The sequence below is a fragment of the Chroococcidiopsis sp. SAG 2025 genome, from assembly GCF_032860985.1.
GTDB lineage: Bacteria > Cyanobacteriota > Cyanobacteriia > Cyanobacteriales > Chroococcidiopsidaceae > Chroococcidiopsis.
This window is the reverse complement of sequence record NZ_JAOCNC010000005.1, coordinates 1-14,970: the sequence shown is the minus strand read 5'-3', so window position 1 is coordinate 14,970 and position 14,970 is coordinate 1. Positions and strand designations below refer to the sequence as shown.

At 45.0% G+C, this 14,970-nt stretch carries 30 protein-coding genes; 9 read left to right on the top strand and 21 right to left on the bottom strand.

Features of this window, described 5'->3' with window-relative positions; all coding sequences use genetic code 11:
- Positions 1-66: 66 nt before the first annotated feature.
- From N4J56_RS37250 to N4J56_RS37165, 18 genes are all read right to left on the bottom strand, one after another.
- Positions 67-348, bottom strand: a complete 282-nt coding sequence (locus N4J56_RS37250; protein ID WP_317111948.1) for a hypothetical protein — start codon at positions 346-348, stop codon at positions 67-69.
- A gap of 145 nt (positions 349-493) precedes the next feature.
- Complete coding sequence (locus N4J56_RS37245; RefSeq protein ID WP_317111947.1) at positions 494-715, bottom strand: hypothetical protein; 222 nt, start codon at positions 713-715, stop codon at positions 494-496.
- Between the two features lie 138 nt (positions 716-853).
- The gene (locus tag N4J56_RS37240) at positions 854-1,072 is read right to left on the bottom strand and encodes a hypothetical protein (protein ID WP_317111946.1); all 219 of its coding nucleotides are present in this window, start codon (positions 1,070-1,072) and stop codon (positions 854-856) included.
- A gap of 70 nt (positions 1,073-1,142) precedes the next feature.
- A complete protein-coding gene (locus N4J56_RS37235; protein WP_317111945.1) occupies positions 1,143-1,529 on the bottom strand; it encodes a hypothetical protein in 387 nt (128 codons plus the stop codon).
- A gap of 2 nt (positions 1,530-1,531) precedes the next feature.
- A complete protein-coding gene (locus N4J56_RS37230; protein WP_317111943.1) occupies positions 1,532-1,735 on the bottom strand; it encodes a hypothetical protein in 204 nt (67 codons plus the stop codon).
- Between the two features lie 114 nt (positions 1,736-1,849).
- On the bottom strand, positions 1,850-1,972 hold the full coding sequence (locus N4J56_RS37225) for a hypothetical protein (protein ID WP_317111942.1): 123 nt from the start codon (positions 1,970-1,972) through the stop codon (positions 1,850-1,852).
- Between the two features lie 363 nt (positions 1,973-2,335).
- Complete coding sequence (locus N4J56_RS37220; RefSeq protein ID WP_317111940.1) at positions 2,336-2,491, bottom strand: hypothetical protein; 156 nt, start codon at positions 2,489-2,491, stop codon at positions 2,336-2,338.
- A gap of 47 nt (positions 2,492-2,538) precedes the next feature.
- Complete coding sequence (locus N4J56_RS37215) at positions 2,539-2,895, bottom strand: hypothetical protein (protein ID WP_317111938.1); 357 nt, start codon at positions 2,893-2,895, stop codon at positions 2,539-2,541.
- Positions 2,896-3,325: 430 nt separating this feature from the next.
- The gene (locus N4J56_RS37210) at positions 3,326-3,541 is read right to left on the bottom strand and encodes a type II toxin-antitoxin system HicA family toxin (protein WP_317111936.1); all 216 of its coding nucleotides are present in this window, start codon (positions 3,539-3,541) and stop codon (positions 3,326-3,328) included.
- Positions 3,538-4,104: a hypothetical protein gene (locus N4J56_RS37205; RefSeq protein ID WP_317111934.1), complete on the bottom strand. Its 567-nt coding sequence runs from the start codon at positions 4,102-4,104 to the stop codon at positions 3,538-3,540. Before N4J56_RS37205 ends, N4J56_RS37210 begins: the two co-directional genes overlap by 4 nt.
- A gap of 169 nt (positions 4,105-4,273) precedes the next feature.
- The gene (locus tag N4J56_RS37200) at positions 4,274-4,810 is read right to left on the bottom strand and encodes a hypothetical protein (protein WP_317111932.1); all 537 of its coding nucleotides are present in this window, start codon (positions 4,808-4,810) and stop codon (positions 4,274-4,276) included.
- 30 nt (positions 4,811-4,840) lie between these two features.
- A complete protein-coding gene (locus tag N4J56_RS37195) occupies positions 4,841-4,987 on the bottom strand; it encodes a hypothetical protein (protein ID WP_317111930.1) in 147 nt (48 codons plus the stop codon).
- 17 nt (positions 4,988-5,004) lie between these two features.
- The gene (locus N4J56_RS37190; RefSeq protein WP_317111929.1) at positions 5,005-5,424 is read right to left on the bottom strand and encodes a hypothetical protein; all 420 of its coding nucleotides are present in this window, start codon (positions 5,422-5,424) and stop codon (positions 5,005-5,007) included.
- Complete coding sequence (locus tag N4J56_RS37185) at positions 5,421-5,687, bottom strand: hypothetical protein (RefSeq protein ID WP_317111928.1); 267 nt, start codon at positions 5,685-5,687, stop codon at positions 5,421-5,423. The genes N4J56_RS37190 and N4J56_RS37185 overlap by 4 nt, the downstream gene beginning before the upstream one ends.
- A 64-nt stretch (positions 5,688-5,751) precedes the next feature.
- Positions 5,752-6,279 (bottom strand): hypothetical protein, encoded by a 528-nt coding sequence (locus N4J56_RS37180; RefSeq protein WP_317111927.1) that lies wholly within the window; start codon positions 6,277-6,279, stop codon positions 5,752-5,754.
- A 152-nt stretch (positions 6,280-6,431) separates the two neighbouring features.
- The gene (locus N4J56_RS37175; RefSeq protein WP_317111925.1) at positions 6,432-6,824 is read right to left on the bottom strand and encodes a retropepsin-like aspartic protease; all 393 of its coding nucleotides are present in this window, start codon (positions 6,822-6,824) and stop codon (positions 6,432-6,434) included.
- Positions 6,821-7,048: a hypothetical protein gene (locus N4J56_RS37170; RefSeq protein ID WP_317111923.1), complete on the bottom strand. Its 228-nt coding sequence runs from the start codon at positions 7,046-7,048 to the stop codon at positions 6,821-6,823. Before N4J56_RS37170 ends, N4J56_RS37175 begins: the two co-directional genes overlap by 4 nt.
- Positions 7,049-7,150: 102 nt before the next feature.
- On the bottom strand, positions 7,151-7,834 hold the full coding sequence (locus N4J56_RS37165) for a hypothetical protein (RefSeq protein ID WP_317111921.1): 684 nt from the start codon (positions 7,832-7,834) through the stop codon (positions 7,151-7,153).
- On the opposite strand from N4J56_RS37165, the gene N4J56_RS37160 reads away from it, so the two are divergent.
- From N4J56_RS37160 to N4J56_RS37150, 3 genes are all read left to right on the top strand, one after another.
- Positions 7,833-7,973, top strand: coding sequence for a hypothetical protein (locus tag N4J56_RS37160; RefSeq protein WP_317111919.1), 141 nt, complete (start codon positions 7,833-7,835; stop codon positions 7,971-7,973). The two genes, N4J56_RS37165 and N4J56_RS37160, sit on opposite strands and share 2 nt — an antisense overlap.
- 248 nt (positions 7,974-8,221) lie before the next feature.
- Complete coding sequence (locus tag N4J56_RS37155; RefSeq protein WP_317111917.1) at positions 8,222-8,611, top strand: helix-turn-helix domain-containing protein; 390 nt, start codon at positions 8,222-8,224, stop codon at positions 8,609-8,611.
- A gap of 130 nt (positions 8,612-8,741) precedes the next feature.
- Positions 8,742-9,620: a hypothetical protein gene (locus N4J56_RS37150; RefSeq protein ID WP_317111915.1), complete on the top strand. Its 879-nt coding sequence runs from the start codon at positions 8,742-8,744 to the stop codon at positions 9,618-9,620.
- A gap of 14 nt (positions 9,621-9,634) precedes the next feature.
- On the opposite strand, the gene N4J56_RS37145 is transcribed toward N4J56_RS37150, so the two are convergent.
- Positions 9,635-9,946, bottom strand: coding sequence for a hypothetical protein (locus N4J56_RS37145; protein WP_317111914.1), 312 nt, complete (start codon positions 9,944-9,946; stop codon positions 9,635-9,637).
- A 98-nt stretch (positions 9,947-10,044) separates the two neighbouring features.
- Positions 10,045-10,290 carry a helix-turn-helix transcriptional regulator gene (locus N4J56_RS37140; protein ID WP_317111912.1) on the bottom strand — a complete coding sequence of 82 codons (246 nt, stop codon included), beginning with the start codon at positions 10,288-10,290 and terminating at the stop codon, positions 10,045-10,047.
- Positions 10,291-10,482: 192 nt separating this feature from the next.
- Between N4J56_RS37140 and N4J56_RS37135 the strand changes: the two genes are divergently transcribed.
- The 3 genes from N4J56_RS37135 (at position 10,483) to N4J56_RS37125 (ending at position 13,384) form a co-directional block, all read left to right on the top strand.
- On the top strand, positions 10,483-10,749 hold the full coding sequence (locus N4J56_RS37135) for a hypothetical protein (RefSeq protein WP_317111910.1): 267 nt from the start codon (positions 10,483-10,485) through the stop codon (positions 10,747-10,749).
- A gap of 163 nt (positions 10,750-10,912) precedes the next feature.
- Complete coding sequence (locus tag N4J56_RS37130) at positions 10,913-12,178, top strand: hypothetical protein (RefSeq protein WP_317111908.1); 1,266 nt, start codon at positions 10,913-10,915, stop codon at positions 12,176-12,178.
- An 87-nt stretch (positions 12,179-12,265) separates the two neighbouring features.
- A complete protein-coding gene (locus tag N4J56_RS37125) occupies positions 12,266-13,384 on the top strand; it encodes a hypothetical protein (protein ID WP_317111907.1) in 1,119 nt (372 codons plus the stop codon).
- A 104-nt stretch (positions 13,385-13,488) separates the two neighbouring features.
- On the opposite strand, the gene N4J56_RS37120 is transcribed toward N4J56_RS37125, so the two are convergent.
- On the bottom strand, positions 13,489-13,632 hold the full coding sequence (locus N4J56_RS37120) for a hypothetical protein (protein ID WP_317111905.1): 144 nt from the start codon (positions 13,630-13,632) through the stop codon (positions 13,489-13,491).
- Between the two features lie 76 nt (positions 13,633-13,708).
- On the opposite strand from N4J56_RS37120, the gene N4J56_RS37115 reads away from it, so the two are divergent.
- The 3 genes from N4J56_RS37115 (at position 13,709) to N4J56_RS37105 (ending at position 14,929) form a co-directional block, all read left to right on the top strand.
- Positions 13,709-14,173 carry a DoxX family protein gene (locus N4J56_RS37115; RefSeq protein ID WP_317111903.1) on the top strand — a complete coding sequence of 155 codons (465 nt, stop codon included), beginning with the start codon at positions 13,709-13,711 and terminating at the stop codon, positions 14,171-14,173.
- 167 nt (positions 14,174-14,340) lie between these two features.
- Complete coding sequence (locus tag N4J56_RS37110; RefSeq protein WP_317111902.1) at positions 14,341-14,559, top strand: hypothetical protein; 219 nt, start codon at positions 14,341-14,343, stop codon at positions 14,557-14,559.
- A 202-nt stretch (positions 14,560-14,761) separates the two neighbouring features.
- A complete protein-coding gene (locus N4J56_RS37105; RefSeq protein ID WP_317111901.1) occupies positions 14,762-14,929 on the top strand; it encodes a hypothetical protein in 168 nt (55 codons plus the stop codon).
- Positions 14,930-14,970: the final 41 nt, after the last annotated feature.

The window sequence follows — 14,970 nt, the reverse complement described above, 5'->3', positions numbered from 1 at the left end:
TAGGCATTAGCCCGAATTGGGCTTGTATTACAACAGCAACTGTTGTAAAGAACTGGTTGAGAATGCTTAATTCGTTGTAGATTGAATTTCTGTTGGGCAAGCGCTTTGCATCACGCTTTTGCAACGCGCATCATTCGGTGATGCTCGATGAGTTTTCACAAAGTGACGAATTTCTTGATAGTTTCCCACATACATTTTTTGTACTTGGCAATCGCACAAAATAGTATGAGTTGGGTACGCCATGTCGTTCCCCAAGTGAGCTGCTTGCGATAATAATTGAAAACACAAGCATACGTCGTGCAATTCAAATCTGTGTTCGATTTGGGAATTTAATATTTGCTGTGTCATTAAGAATGGTTCTCTTACTTATAGTTACGTGCGAATGAGTTTTCGTTCTAAATTATTACTCATCTGTTTCACTGTCTCGCTTGCTTTTTGAGGTTGTATTTGTCGATCGATACGGGCAATCTCAATCATTGCAATTGTTCGTGGTTTAATCTGACTCTCGATCGATATGCCAACCATAATCTATGTAATTATTAGCCCACTCTCTAGTTTGTTCGTCTAACCAAGTTTCTTGTTCTTCTCTAGTCAATCTGTTCCATTCTTCTTTGGTGAAATCAGTATTTGGGTGAACTGTATCAGTTTGCTTAGACATCAATCCAATACTTAGTATTAATTGATATTCCATATAAGGGAGCTTTTCGGAGTTCATGCTACTAGCTCCAATTTGCCAGCTATCTAACATCGAAAATGACTCTCAGACCTAATTAAAATTCCGACTCGGTTTCTACTTTCACGCCGATATCTTCGTAGCAGTCGGGATAGGTTTTTTGACTTTCTCAAGTAAGAATCAAGTTCGAGCCAGTCCACAATCGACACGCTTCTGTTGCGTTGCTCTAGGAGTTTTTGATGAACTTCGATCGCGAGTGCGTTCCAACTCACAAGCTACCTGCCAATCGCCTTGAGAAAGTGTGGTAATATGCCGATCGTGCAGTGAATAAACTTTCAGTTCTAGCTCGGCATCATATCGTTGTGAAATCTCAAATCTTAAAATGTCGTACTCGTTCATCCTGATTAGCGGCTTCTGACATTTCGTCAATCACTTAAATTAAATAGGGTGTATGGAATGCATATGCCTATTACCAAAGTGATAGCTGTTTGCTGGCAACTTCGTTTTCATGTTCCCGTGTCAGAGCATCATATGCAAGAGTAAAGGCAACTATTACATCATTCCACCAAATCGGAGGAGGGGCAATACCATTCATTTTTTCTACATAAGCGTTGATACACTCACAGCCAGCTAGAAAATTAGAACAGCAATCAAAAGCAAGAATATTTAATTGCTGCTTGACTCGCCTTTTTACACTCGGACGTGCTGTTTTCCAAAAAATACTATTTTTAAGGACGTGATATGATTGTGCTAGGTCTATAGCAAGACTCAAGTATTTTTTCTCTTCAGCAATCAAATGATGATCTATCTCAAGCTTATCGTATCCAACTTTTAACGAACAATAGGTGGCTTGCATAATCAGCACTCGTAAAAAGACTGCATGAACTTGACTTGCTCCTGAGTCCAGCACCCATCGCTTAAACTCATTTCAAACCAACTGATTAAAGTATCTCTAACGTCAGAGTGAGAGCGAATATACTCCATCTCTCTAAGAGTAAAATCACGAGGATACTCGTTACAAGCTTGATAGATTTCGTTTTCTATCGCTGATGTATTGTTCATTTTAATTAAAATTCATTTCTCTCCCATTGCCGTATCTCATAGCGAGCGAATTTTTGAACGGCAATTAAACTTGCAAGTTCTTATTATTGTCAATTCCCAGTTTCGACTGAATCTCTACATCAATGGTTGTAGTTTTTCAATTAAACTCTCTAGCTGGTGGCGGAGGTCGCTCCTGTGCGTTCCGCCAACGGCATCGCAGTTTTGAATTCCCACCCCGACAACTATGCTAGTTAGCAATATTTCTAGTTGCCTTGCTTCGTAGCTAGAAAGCGGGAATGTTGGAGGGTGACTATGCCAGAAAGCTAGTTCTAGTTCGACACCATATTCAGTTAATGTGGTGCCGAGTAACTTACCGCAGCACTCACAGTTTTCGATATGGTCGCTTTCCTACCAATCGTAGTTTATAGGCTGGTTCTCGTCTGTTTGCGACCAATATTCCTCCCCTTTCCACCATCCCTCGATCCACCAGTCTCTCGCGCAAGCCAAGTCCCAAATAAAACAACTAAGTTTCAATCCAACTACAATTGCATCGCAGGAGAACGAGTGAACGATGCCGTAGTCAAATGCTGCCCACAAACACAGTCGCAACTGCCACCTATACTAACCGATTTCTTCCATCCCACAATCCCAGCAATAGTTGATAGATGCGTCCTCTAAATAGCATTTTGGTTCAGTGGTGACAGCAATAGGTTCCAACCGCTCTATCAATTGCTTTAGTATTTGCGTCAAGTCAATTTCTGCTTTAAGCGATTTCATAAAAACTCCAATTTTAGTTTAGTCAGTAAAAACTAAAGAGCGAGCGGTTATTCTCGATAAAGCGCGTCAATGCGGTGGCGAAAATCTGAATACTTGTCCGTGATGATATATTTGAGAGCGCAATCTCCTTCCCGTTCTAGAGATTCTTCTCCCCAAATGAAGACTTGCAAGTTGCCATTGTAGTATTCAAAGTGGACGGACATATTATCTTCGTAACCTTCAACAGCAATTGTAATGCCATTCTCGCAACTAGTAATAGTACAAGGAATTTGCATTTGTTTGTCTCGATCGATCTCAACTGTACAATCTTCTAAAGCTCCGTCAGATAGAGATTGTTTGTGGGTAAATGTATTGTTAGATTGACACTCGTTTGACCAATTTTGATGAGCTGTTTGTTGCATCATTAACTTCCCATTGATTACCAAACTATAAAGAAAGAGGAGTCGAAACTTTCACTTTTTAAGCGAGCGCCTTTTTCTGGAGCGATAACAGAGTTTATGCGCTCAATCGCACTCTTAAGTTTTGTCGCTTAAAAACGCGGCAATTGCACGTCAGAGTGAGACCTCTTCGCTCCGCAACTGCAACTGTTAATTGAGTAGGATATCTTCAAGTGCGTATTTCCCAGAAGGATTTGCTCTTGCAAGACCTCGGCATAAGACTCGACGAGTTGCTCGCACTCATAACAATTAGTTACGCCGGAAACTTCAAATTTCAGAATGAGTTGATGAGTTTGGGGTTGTTTGATGGTAACTTGTTTGAAGTTCATAGATTTTGCAGAAGTTGAGTTGACAAATTTAAAATGCTCGCATGACCGGAAAGTCTCGCGCCGCTCGATTAGAAACGCTTAATCGGCGAGCGCACGTTTGCACATATTCGCGCATCTTTACAGATTTTCCCGACAGTCCCAGTCGGAACGTCCTTGGACTCGTGGACGGGAACCGTAACTTTTCCTGGTTTTGTTGAGTGCTTGAACTGGTAGTGGCTGCCTTTAGTGGCGACTAAATACCAACCATCCTGGCTGAGTAGTCGAATTAGTTTTCTCACTTTCACGATGCGATCTCCCTGTGTCGCTCCCACCGCAGAGTGAATGTTTCTACCATTTCCCCACCAACCATGCGACGTTGGTAGCTAAGGTAGTTTCCCCGCCTGCTGCGGATTGGTCTTCTAATTGGGTATCCCGTCCAGGCGCTATTATCTAAGTGTGGCATCAATCGTCCGGTCAAACTTAGCAGTAACCAAACAGGTAAATGTATTTGGTTGCTAGCAATTGCCTTAGTTAGCCACAGAAACAGAAATTTGTAGAATTGCCGTAGTTGGGTATCGGTGACTTCCGTGCCTCTTACCCCAACAATCAATCCACGAAAGTCCAGGTAGAGACGAGAAAAGGGATAGCTCAAAATTTCATACTCAAAGCGACCCCCAGGGCTACTGATAATGTCTCCTGGCTGGAGATAGTCTTTTGGGCAAGGCTCAGTGAATCCCCAATCGTCGCTTTCTCTAGGCTCGGCAACAATCGGACAGGGGCAAGGACAAGCAATTGGAGCGCACGAAAAAGATGGTAAGTTCGTCTTGGATGTTACTTTTGATCCGGCGAGTGCAAAAGAATGCGTCATCTCTACCTCCTAAGTGTGGGTTGGGGGGTAAACCGAATACGTTGAGTGTGAAAACCCTATAAATACGTTGAATTGAGTATGCATCTGAGTGCGATAAATCCACTTTGCGATCGCAGTGGTTGAATCAACTGTTACTGTGGCGACGATCGTATGGATGCGTGTTTCACTGTTAACGGCATCGCGTCATTGAGGAAGAATTTGAAATTCTCCCTAACCCCAGTCCAATCCTCAATCTCGATAGCTGCCAATCTTGATAATCGGTGAAGTCGAGTTTGTTCAGATTCTTAATCGGTAGATTTCTCCCTCTAACAACTCCGAGGTCGAAGGCAGCTAAGTCGGTGCTGCTAAATCTAAACTTAGGCGGATAAATTAGCAGCGAGACTAATTTGTAGAGCCAGATATGCCATCGTTTCGTACTTAAATCGTTGCCCATCGTAAAACCAATGACATAAGCTTCGTCACTAGCAGAAAATCCCCGTCCCAGGAGTAGGTGCAAGCAATCGTGTTGTTGGAGGGAAATCTTTCCTGGTAAGGCAAACGGACTGTCGGGGTTTTCTAGTAGCCAGACGACAAAAGGGATCTCAGCGGGGCAATCTCCCACTATGAGGTTGTAGGCTTGCGCTAGAGTTAACTGGGCAAGCTCCTCGGGCAAATCGCCATGAAGAGCGACTAATGGTTGTCGGTCGCTCGTTTGGGTTTGAATCATGAGCATTCAGCTTGGATTAAAGCGGCAAAGTCAGAGGTAGAAAATTCTTTGCGTTCCGGTCAAACCAACTCTAAAATAATGGCAAGCACTTGCGGTTCTACAGGTAGGAAAACTGCTACCAACTGCACTCATAGCAAGTTCTAGAGCAGGAATCAAGCGAAAGCCAAAATATTTCATCTATTTTCAAGTTGGCTTTAAAAGTCATCCGAGTGCTGGCGGCGCGAGTGCTTCGAGTGCAAAATTTCATACTCCACCGCAAAGTCGGTAATTTGCCGCTGGCTGCGTAATTCTTCGAGTTGGTAAGCTGAGTTATTGATGGCTTGAGCGATCGTTGCTGTGGCTGCATCCGAGCCGTGAAAGCTGAATCTTAGAGTTATTTGGGCGCTCGGTTGCAACTGGGTGATTTGTTGACGCTGTTGCAACAACTCGATTTCTTGCATCAGTTCTTCGACAATTGGGAGTGCTGCTGTTATTGCCGTGAGTGAATCAAAAAACTTCAACTGGACGACAATCGTTCTGGGCTGGGTTGGGTTGTAACTGGGCATGACAAAATCTCCCAGGGAGAATCGTTGCCGCAGTTGATGAGTGCGGCGCAAATGGGGGCGCTGTTTCACTGGCTGGTAGCTCCTGAGTGTTGTGGTGCAAGCGCTTTGATGAATGCTTGTCTGTTGCAGTACGCTCGTTCGCCAAAAACGTTGTTGACGTAGCTGGCAATTTGTTGCAAGCACTCTTGCGGCTTGTCTTCGGGGAGGCGGTTACATAATAAGGTGAAAGCAGCTATTAGCCTTTTGGTTCGGTTGAGACTGTCTGACTTATCTCCGTGTTGCTGAGATAAAAAACGCGCGGACTCAAAAATGACATCGGTTTTGGTCAGCATGACTTTTCGATTAGATAGTATTGCAATTGAAACAGCTTGGACTATTGGACGTTTTAGAAGAAAACTACTCTTCTTGGGTGGCTAATTCTAGCCAAGTCTCGCCGATTTCAATTGGCTGGCTCAAGTCTTGATTAACTAACTGATAGACCCAACCCGACCAATTACTTGTCTGTTCGTATCGACTACCTATGACCTCACCAAAGTCTTCGAACAAGTTGCATCCAGTTTCGGCACGAAACTTGAGGCGCATTCCAGATGTAAATTTAGGTAAGGGTGGGCAGTCAGATGCAGAATTACGACTTTGGCAATCCCAAATTGCTTCTCCTTGCTGCCACTGAGCTTGTAGCATCGAGATTATTGTTTCTGGCACGATGTCTTGGTCTTGATATTCTTCTGTGAAGCCGGTTGGGGAATTAAGTCGGACAGAGTACCACCAGCGGATTTCGTCGTTTTCTTCTAAGCTCAAACCGATAACTTTTCCTACTAGCCAATCTTTCGGCGGGCAGTTGTCGGTGATAGCAACGCGATCGCCAATTGTATATTTAGGTGGTGAAGCTTGTGGATGATTGAATTCAATTGCCATAATTGGCATAGATAAAGTCTCCTCGTTAAAAATAAAAAGGAACGCCGCCTGTAGTTTTACAAACGTCCCGAGCGATGATCTTGAAGCTGCCAAAACATTAGTGCTTGCCGTCTTGGGCGATCGCTATTATCAATGCTGCTAACTTTTAGAACGAGCAAACATCATAGCGGCAGACGAATTTCTGCTGTCGCTGTCGCTATCGTTGCTTCATGCCCAGCCAGAAAATCCATGCCTAAAATGCCGTCCACAAAACTAGAAGTAGGTAGCGTGTACGAAATCACAGAGTAATCTTCTACCCTAATACCCAAACAATTAAACCAAGAGACTGAAACAACCGGCACGCTCATCATGCCGCTAGCAGAAATTAGACGCAAGGTTTGAGTTGCTTGAGTTGTGCCATATCCTAATGACTCTAGCGGTCTCGTCGGCAACGTCGTGTAACTTGCGCCTGTATCGACTAACAGGCGGAAGATTGCCGTCTCACCACTAATGCCACCAACCGCCGCCTTCAGCCAAAGTAAATTTCCGTTGCGTTGCAGTCGGTAGAATTTCACAGTAAATACGCGACATCTTCAGGAATGGAGCCGGTATATTCGACTGCAACAGCCCTCTCAAGTCTGGAGTCAAATGCCTCATAGACCTCATCGCGCTGTTTGGAGTGCGCTAAAACTTCTCCCGCTAGCACGTTCATCTCTTCATCTAACTGAGTGTAAGCGATTAAAATCCATTCATCGACATATTGTTGTCTGATTTGCTCGATGGTCAAAACTGCACTCATGACTTTAGCTCGTTGGTTAGCTGCGAAGAGTCTAGCTGCAAGAGGACACTTCAAGTTTAATCTTGAAAGCGCCCTCTGCTCAAAAGTGATGACAAAATTTGACTAAGCAGCAAACGTACTCATCACCAATTCCCGATGCTGTCGCCGTAACTCTTCTGCTGCGATGTATTTTTGGGCGATCCTTTCTCCTTCTTCGTAGCTGATTGCCTTTTCCATCAAGCAGCGCTCGCCAATCCAAATTTGATACAAGTCCCATCTAGGATCGTGAACTACTTTCCACTCGACTGCTTTTGGGACTGGGGCTGGTGGTTGGGAAGATGCTTGAATGCTGTTATAGCCGTCCAGGTAGTCACGAGAATAGGGACAGCTTGCTTGTTGGCACATTGGCGATATCCGAGCCGCTGCGTCGTATTTCCCGTGGGTGTTGCCACTAGAGTATTCAGCCAGCGCCTCCCAGTCGGGTTGGGGTTGATGAGTAACAGAGTCACTAGCTAATTCTGCTGGCTGTCGTGGTTCTATTGTTTCTGGCGGAGCTTGAGTTGGTTGTTGCTCTACTGTGGCTTGAGGCTCTACAATCCATTCTTCGGAGTACGAAGCAGTTATGGGCTTAACTAGCAGCCGGACTCGTCCATTGGCTAACACTTCTCTCTCCACAACTTGCATGATTGGCGTGAAAGCAGCGCGGATTTCGTCTCCGACTTGGGCAACGGCGGTTGGCTTGTCCCAAATCTGGGACTGTTTAACTGAAGGGTGAGATTGTCGAGTGACAATTGTATGTGTACTCATGGTTACAATGTCGTTAGATAAGTTATACGATCGCCCCAAGAGCAGCTATCTCTTGGGGCATTTTGTTTGGTCATTCAGTCAGTTCGCTCAAATCCTCCGTCCTAGCTCTTCGTTCTGCGGTTTGCACCTGCCACGCTAGTTGCGGAATGCGGAGGGGGTTATGCAGTTGTCAAAGTTCTGCTGTTTTTGGAATCACTTTGAGACTTTTTTCCGTTTCGGGTGGGGGCTGTCTCTTTCCCTTTGCCTCATAATCTAAATATACAGTTTTAACTTGTATTTGTCAAATATAAAAGTAAATTTGTTTCTGCAAAATACTACAAATACAGCTTTATCTTTGATTTAAATGCTATAATCTTGGTGCAGTACAGTTAAAAGGTGTTGAGTTTAATGGATAGGACAACAAAATTGATCAAGTGGAAACTCAAAGAGGTAATGGCTAGGTATGACATTAAAGGGGTAGATTTAGCAGTGGAGCTAGACATCAGCACTAATGCCGTTTCTGGCTTGCGTAGAGCCAAAACTATGCCCCGTTTAGACGGTGTGCAGTTAGACTTATTGCTCAATGCTCTGAATAAATTGGCAAAAGATAAACCTGTTGATGAGGTGATTACTCACAACACATTAATTGAGTACGTACATGATGTTTTAGTACCTAGCAGCAAAACATCAGCACCTTTTGCACATACCAAACGCAAAACTACGAAATGGCAAGGAGGAAAGCCCAAAAATCAGATCGAGAGTTCTTATGCTGTATTCGTCTATAACAAACCAGCATAAAGTTTTTGCCTTCATCGCTGACAAAACAAATGTTTTGTTCTCATTAGCACTTTTTGTAGCGACCGCACCTCCTGCCAAGAATTCTGCGATCGCTCTTAACCATAACCAGGCTGGTTAAACCATAAAAGTCATGGCAAACATTATCTTATCCGAATCTGTGCTGGTTGAGTCGAAGTCTGCTCGCGATCGTCAGCTTGAAGGCATTTCCGCTTCAGACGCTACTGATGCTCTTACCAAAGTCAAAGCCCTTTATTTTGCGCTTTGGAAAGGAGAAGGCATCGCCACTACTGAGCAAATGGCTGCGTTCTATGAAGTCTCGGTTGAGGCTGTACAAAAAGTAATTCAACGCCATCGAGATGAGCTGGATTTTGATAGTTTGAAAACATTACGAGGTAAAGCTTTGAAGGATGTTATGGACAAGATGTCCATTACTTCTAAAGCCCCAAGTTTAACTATTTGGACACCACGCGCCGCTTTGCGTTTGGGAATGTTGCTACGGGATTCTCCAGTAGCCAAAGTAGTTAGAACAAGCTTGCTAGATGCTGTGGAAAAAGTGATTCCGGCTCAATCAGATCGGATTCGGGAATTGGAATTAGAAAACCAGCAGCTTATTCTCCAACTGGAACTAGCTAAAACTCAAGAACGCTTGGCAGCGACCACCAGTGCAATTGCCACCCTACACGGTTCGGGGATGGTGGCGCTGATTCTAGGTAAGCCAGATGCAGTCGTAGAGCGAGTCACCCAAGTGGAAACAACAATCCTCTGCAACGAGCGCGGTCAACCAATCAAAAGCTATACAGGGCTTTCCAAAACCAAACTGGCGAAACGCTACGGGATGAAAAAAGCAGCTGATGTCGTAACTTGGCTCGAATCCATCGGCAAAGCAGATTTACTCCAGAGTGGGTTGACTGCTGCTCCTTGCCAGTATTTACCGCTGGAATATCTATCAGAACTGGATCGGTTGTGGGCAATGAAACAGGGACACAGACAGCGGCTGCTAGGGGAGTAAACCAATAAATTTCGCTAATCTTCCCGATTTTGACCGAATAGATGAGTCAGAATTCGGCGATTCTCTGCCCGTAGTCCCCTAATTTCTTGGGTTAAAATTTCAAATCCACTCGATATAGCATTTAACGTCTGCTGCTGCGTATGAGCTATGGCTGCGAGCTGCTCGATTGCCGTGGTGTTGGAAGCCGTTGACATGCGCAGTGCAGCGATATCTCTAGAATTAGTAGCAATTAATTCTCCCAGCGCCGCAATATCTCTAGAATTGGCAGACACTTGTACTTCGTTTGCTTCCACCAATGCTGCGATCGCGATCGAGTCTGTCGTCATTCCATCTGTCGCTCATAATTCTTCTCCAATCGACCGAGCGCTATTTTGCTTTGTGTAAGTGATATTGCAGTTACTGTACCGCGATCGCGCGATCGTACTCATGAGGCTATCGCCTCCTCAAAATTAACGCCTAGATCGACACCCAGAACTTTTTCAATCCTGCGTAAAGTCTCTTCTGGTAAAGCGTCCCTAATATTTTCGTTCTCAATGTCATACCAATAAACACGAGAAACTTCTGCTAAGCCACACAGTGTTTCAACCGAGCGTTTATCAGATTTTCTCGCCTGACGAATTTTTGCTCCTAACCCAGGAGCATATTTTTCAATACTCCGCTTTACCTTCATACTCTTATCCATCTATTGCTCTACTTATATTTGTAAACCATTAGCTATCATTTAATATACATTGTTAGCTAACGTTTGACAAGTGTAAGCTAACGCTGTACGATAAAAATAGTTAAATGGCGGTTAGCCCTCCAGGGATTCAATCTGATAGCTAACCGCCCATCCCATTCACAAAAACAGGACAAGAATATAATGACACAAACCCACGGGCGCGCTCGTATCCTACCATTGGTAACTTGCCCCCAGGTGAGCGCCCAGAAGTTAGTCGGACACAGATACTTCGTCGAGTTGGTGTCCAAGCGAATTGAAATACAAGACTCGCGCCCTGTCCCAGTTAACGCCCAAGAAATTGATGTATTGGTAGCAGAGCCGACACTCCAAGCGATAGAGCAACTATTGCAGCGAGTGGCTTCTTGGAGTCATGGCAAGTTGTCTCCTACTTCTTACCGGATGCACTAGAAGCTCCGTTCTAGTCCAAAAACGCCGAGGCGGACGGCTGCTTTCTTGTCCGCTGCTCAATTTCGGAGAAAATTTGTCATGCATTCAATCACAACCACGAATGGTAGGAAATCCTCAGCAAAGGGTGCAAAAGGTGAATCAATTGTTGCGGGAGTCATGAGTCATGTCTAAACTCCTCAGCCAGCAATCTACGCCGATTCCTAAAACTTTAGCTGACCAAATTGTTTCGTTGTTTGAAACCAGAAAAGAATATCGCCTCAAGGGGTACGCTGTTAATTGCGCGGCAATGGTGCAGCAGATACATTACTACATTTGTCAAGAATTCGGTTCCATCCCCCATCAAGTCAAAGAAACACTTGTAGATGGCAGGCGCTGGATCTACAAGTCCTACTCTTCGTGGCAAGAAACATTTTCCTGGCTCTCCGATTATGCTTTTCGCAAAGTGCGTTCTCTTCTTGTAGAACTGGGACTGATCGAAGTCAGTCAATTGGGTTTGAGACAATCGGGAAGAGATCGCACTTGTTGGTATACCGTCAACTACGAGCATCCCTTCCTACAACAATTAATTTCACCCGATCCCCAACGAGATAATTCCACCGATGCAGACGGATCTAATTCAACGGATGCAAGCGTACCCAGTTCAACGACTACATCCGTTGACTGTCAACGAATACCAATAACTACTAACAATACTACTGGCAATACTTTCTCTAAACCAGAAACAGAGAACAAAACCGAAGAGGTGGAAACTACCATAAATTCATCGGTTAGTAGTAAAGTCAAACCAGAGTTGCCACGGCAAGGGCGCAAGATCGTAAATTCGGACAAACTTTCCGCCGCCGTTCCTCAAGCTTGGGAAATTGCCCCGAACCAACCCTACCCCTACTTCCTGCAATGGCGAGCGCTGCATTACAAAAACCAAGGCGGTCACTGGGCTGATTCTCCCCTAACGAATGCCTACAGCGAGTTTTACAAGAACCGCTTCAAAACCAAGATTTTGTGGCAAGAGTTTTTACAGTTTTACAACCTGGCTTTGGATAATGCCTTAGCGTTAGAGGTGGCGGGGATAGAAGTCAGGTTGCCCTCATGTTTGAGCGAAGTTTCCCAAGTGAGCGATCGAGTTGTGGCGGATAAAGCGAAAGCTTTGTCGAGCAATTCCATTCAACCAAAAGATGTGATGGCACCAGACCCCAACTTTGGCGCTCGTCTAGGCGCTTTGGTTCGGCAACGAACTCTACAGCCAACAGCGAAAAAACAGCAACCGACTGATTCGTTGCAGATGTATTTGTCATGGTTGCATAGCGACGAACCTGTTTTGGTAGAGGAGGCGAGAAAGAAATTGGCGCGCTTGGTGATGGAGCGAGACGACCTGCTGCCCGATTGGGACGAGCGGGGGCGATTGATTGATGTTGCGCTCGTCGCGGATTAATTCGGTTTTGTGGACATCTGCTGGCGCGGTCAAATTACGAAAATTGACATCGGCTCGTCATGAATAACCTCAACTCAACATGTAACTATGAGTAGAAATAATTTACGTCAAAAAGCTCTGGATACTGCCACCAAAATAGTAGCAGGTTTAAGAGTGGGCGATTTTGTAGAATCAACCCATCCGTACTATGGCGGCGCAGGCATGGTTTATGCTTCCTCATCAAATGATGGCGCAGTCGTCCAATTAGCATCAGGCGAACGGCAGTATATTCCGATGAAATATCTGCGCTCGTCTCCAGCTCAAGGCGAAAATCTTTGCTCCTTTGCAATGGAGTCATCTGTAGAACGGGTTGGAGCTATTGCGCCTGCTGCGATTTCTGCTGATGTTACCGCAGTTGAGAGCGTCGAAACACTTACACCAGAAGAAGAAAGAGAACGTCACCGACTGGAGTTGCGCGTAGAAAGTGCATTTTTTGAAGCGGGTAAAGCACTGCGAGAGTTACGGGAGCGACGGTTGTATCGCTCGACTCACAAATCGTGGGAGGCATACTGCCAAGAGAGATTTGGATTTGGGCGGGACTCGGCAGACATCAAAATTTCAGCTAGTCGGGTAGTAGAAGAAATTAGAGAGGATTTGCCGACGAATCGTCGGCAAATCTTACCGACGACATTAGAACAAGTCAGACCTTTACTCAAGCTAAAAGCCTCATCCGAGCGCATAGAAGCCTGGAGAAAAGCGATTGACACGAATCATGGTAAGATTCCCAACGGTCGAATCGTCAAGGGGATTGTTAAGCAACTGAAGGAAAAAGGGCTACGCTACGCCACTGAGTTTTGCTCGGTTGGAGATGTGTTTGTTTTAACTAAGTTGGAAGATCACGAGCGTAAATATAATGGTTGTCCTTGTGTTGCAATCGAGCTAAGGCAATTTACTATATGTGTTGACGTACACGACACAAATCTCACCGTGAAACCAGAAAACCTTCAAAAACTTGATTCCCCGGAAGCTCATCGGCAACTGCCACAAATTCTCAGGCGAATCCAGCGGTTGCGACAGGTGGGGACGCTCGATCGAGGTGCGAATCACTTTTTAGCGGGAGTGGGCAGACAAGTTTACCTGACAGAAGTTGAAGAAATGCTGCTCTCTTGCTTGGAGGCGCATTACAAAGTTGAAGTTGAAGATTGCCGATCGCACCCCAACCACTGAATTCCTTACCCCCAGAACAAGAGCCGCAAATTGAGGAAATAGGCGTTAGCGTTCACGGAGTGTAGCGCAGCGTTTAGCGCAAACGTTGTTATCGCATTACCAAACTACGCTCGTGCCAACTCGACCCGTTCGAGCAAGAAATCTTGTCGATGCTGGAGCGTCTTGTCATTCTCACTCCAACAGAGTTGGAATACCTCACCCAGATCGAGAAGCGTTACGGTATTGTTTGGATAGAGTTGTCGGGGCATAACTCCTGCTTTCTCAATACACAGAAGTCATATTTTAGGCTTTTCATACATCTTCTAACTGGTGCCATTCTTAGCCATGACTATGATTCAAACGAAACCAACGTTACTGAGCGGTATTCTGCAATCCACAGCGAGCGAAAGCCGCGCTTTTCAGATTGTTTGGACGTTTTTTCGAGCATTGGTAGGCTTATTAATGATCCATAACGGATTTAGCAAGCTGGCGGATGTGCAGGGTTTTGCCAATGGGGTTGTGAGTTTTATTGGCTTTCCATACCCGAGATTTTTTACCTATTGTGCTGCCTACGCGGAAATTGTGAGTTCTATTCTGCTAGCACTTGGATTATTCACTCGGCTGAATGCCTTGACATTGTTATTCACAATGCTAACTGCTGTCAGTTTCCATCTCAAAAAAGATGGCTGGCAGATTCCACCGCTGGAAACGGCTTCGCTCTATGCCATGTGGTTTGGCTTCTTCCTGGTCAATGGTGGGGGGTTATTCTCCCTAGATACGGCGATCGCACGATGGCTGAGGAAATCATGATTTTCATCCTGCCTAAGCTGTTATAACAATCTGCGCCGTGCCAAGCTAGATGTGGTCGTAATCCTGAGTGCAACCGAGAACTTGATGCAGGAAGCGTAATAAATTATTACGCTCCTCGGGGGAATCGAGACATAGTAGTGGGATGATCTCCCAAAGGGCAAACAGCATTGTACCTGATTGGGGGATTGCCAAAGATCGCTGCCTCGACTACTGAAGAAACGACTTGGCAGCGAAAAGAATTTATTCGATTTTGGTTGGGGGCAAGCGATGAAATCACTCAAGCACTAGAACTACCACAAGCAAAACCAACCCAAGTTGAAGCAGCCCCGATGCCCCAAAGCATCAAGTCCTCTATTGGAGGAGCTGTCGAAGAAAGTTGCAGCTAATGGGAGAAAAATCAAATGACACAGAATATAGGGCGGACACTGCGCGTAAGCGGTGCGCAGACGAAGTTATCGTCCTTCTCAGCCTACCAAAGTTACAGCGCGAAAACACTGAGGTAAGATCTTATACAAACAGTAACTAATTTAATTTCAAACAACAAAATTTTTCTGGAGAATTGCTATCGAAGCTAGAACTCAAGCAGCAATGGAGCAAGCTTATATTGTGCTTCAAGAGATTGTTGCCAACCTATATACTGAGGTAGAACGAGCGATCGCACAAGAGAATTATGATGCTAGTTTGTTGCAAAGCCAAGCAGATCATCTTTATCAGGTAGCCGAAAATTTGGGAATTTTAATTGCAGAGGTAGAATGATGGAGGAGCTGAAAGGAAAAATTCGCGAATTGTCCGCTAGT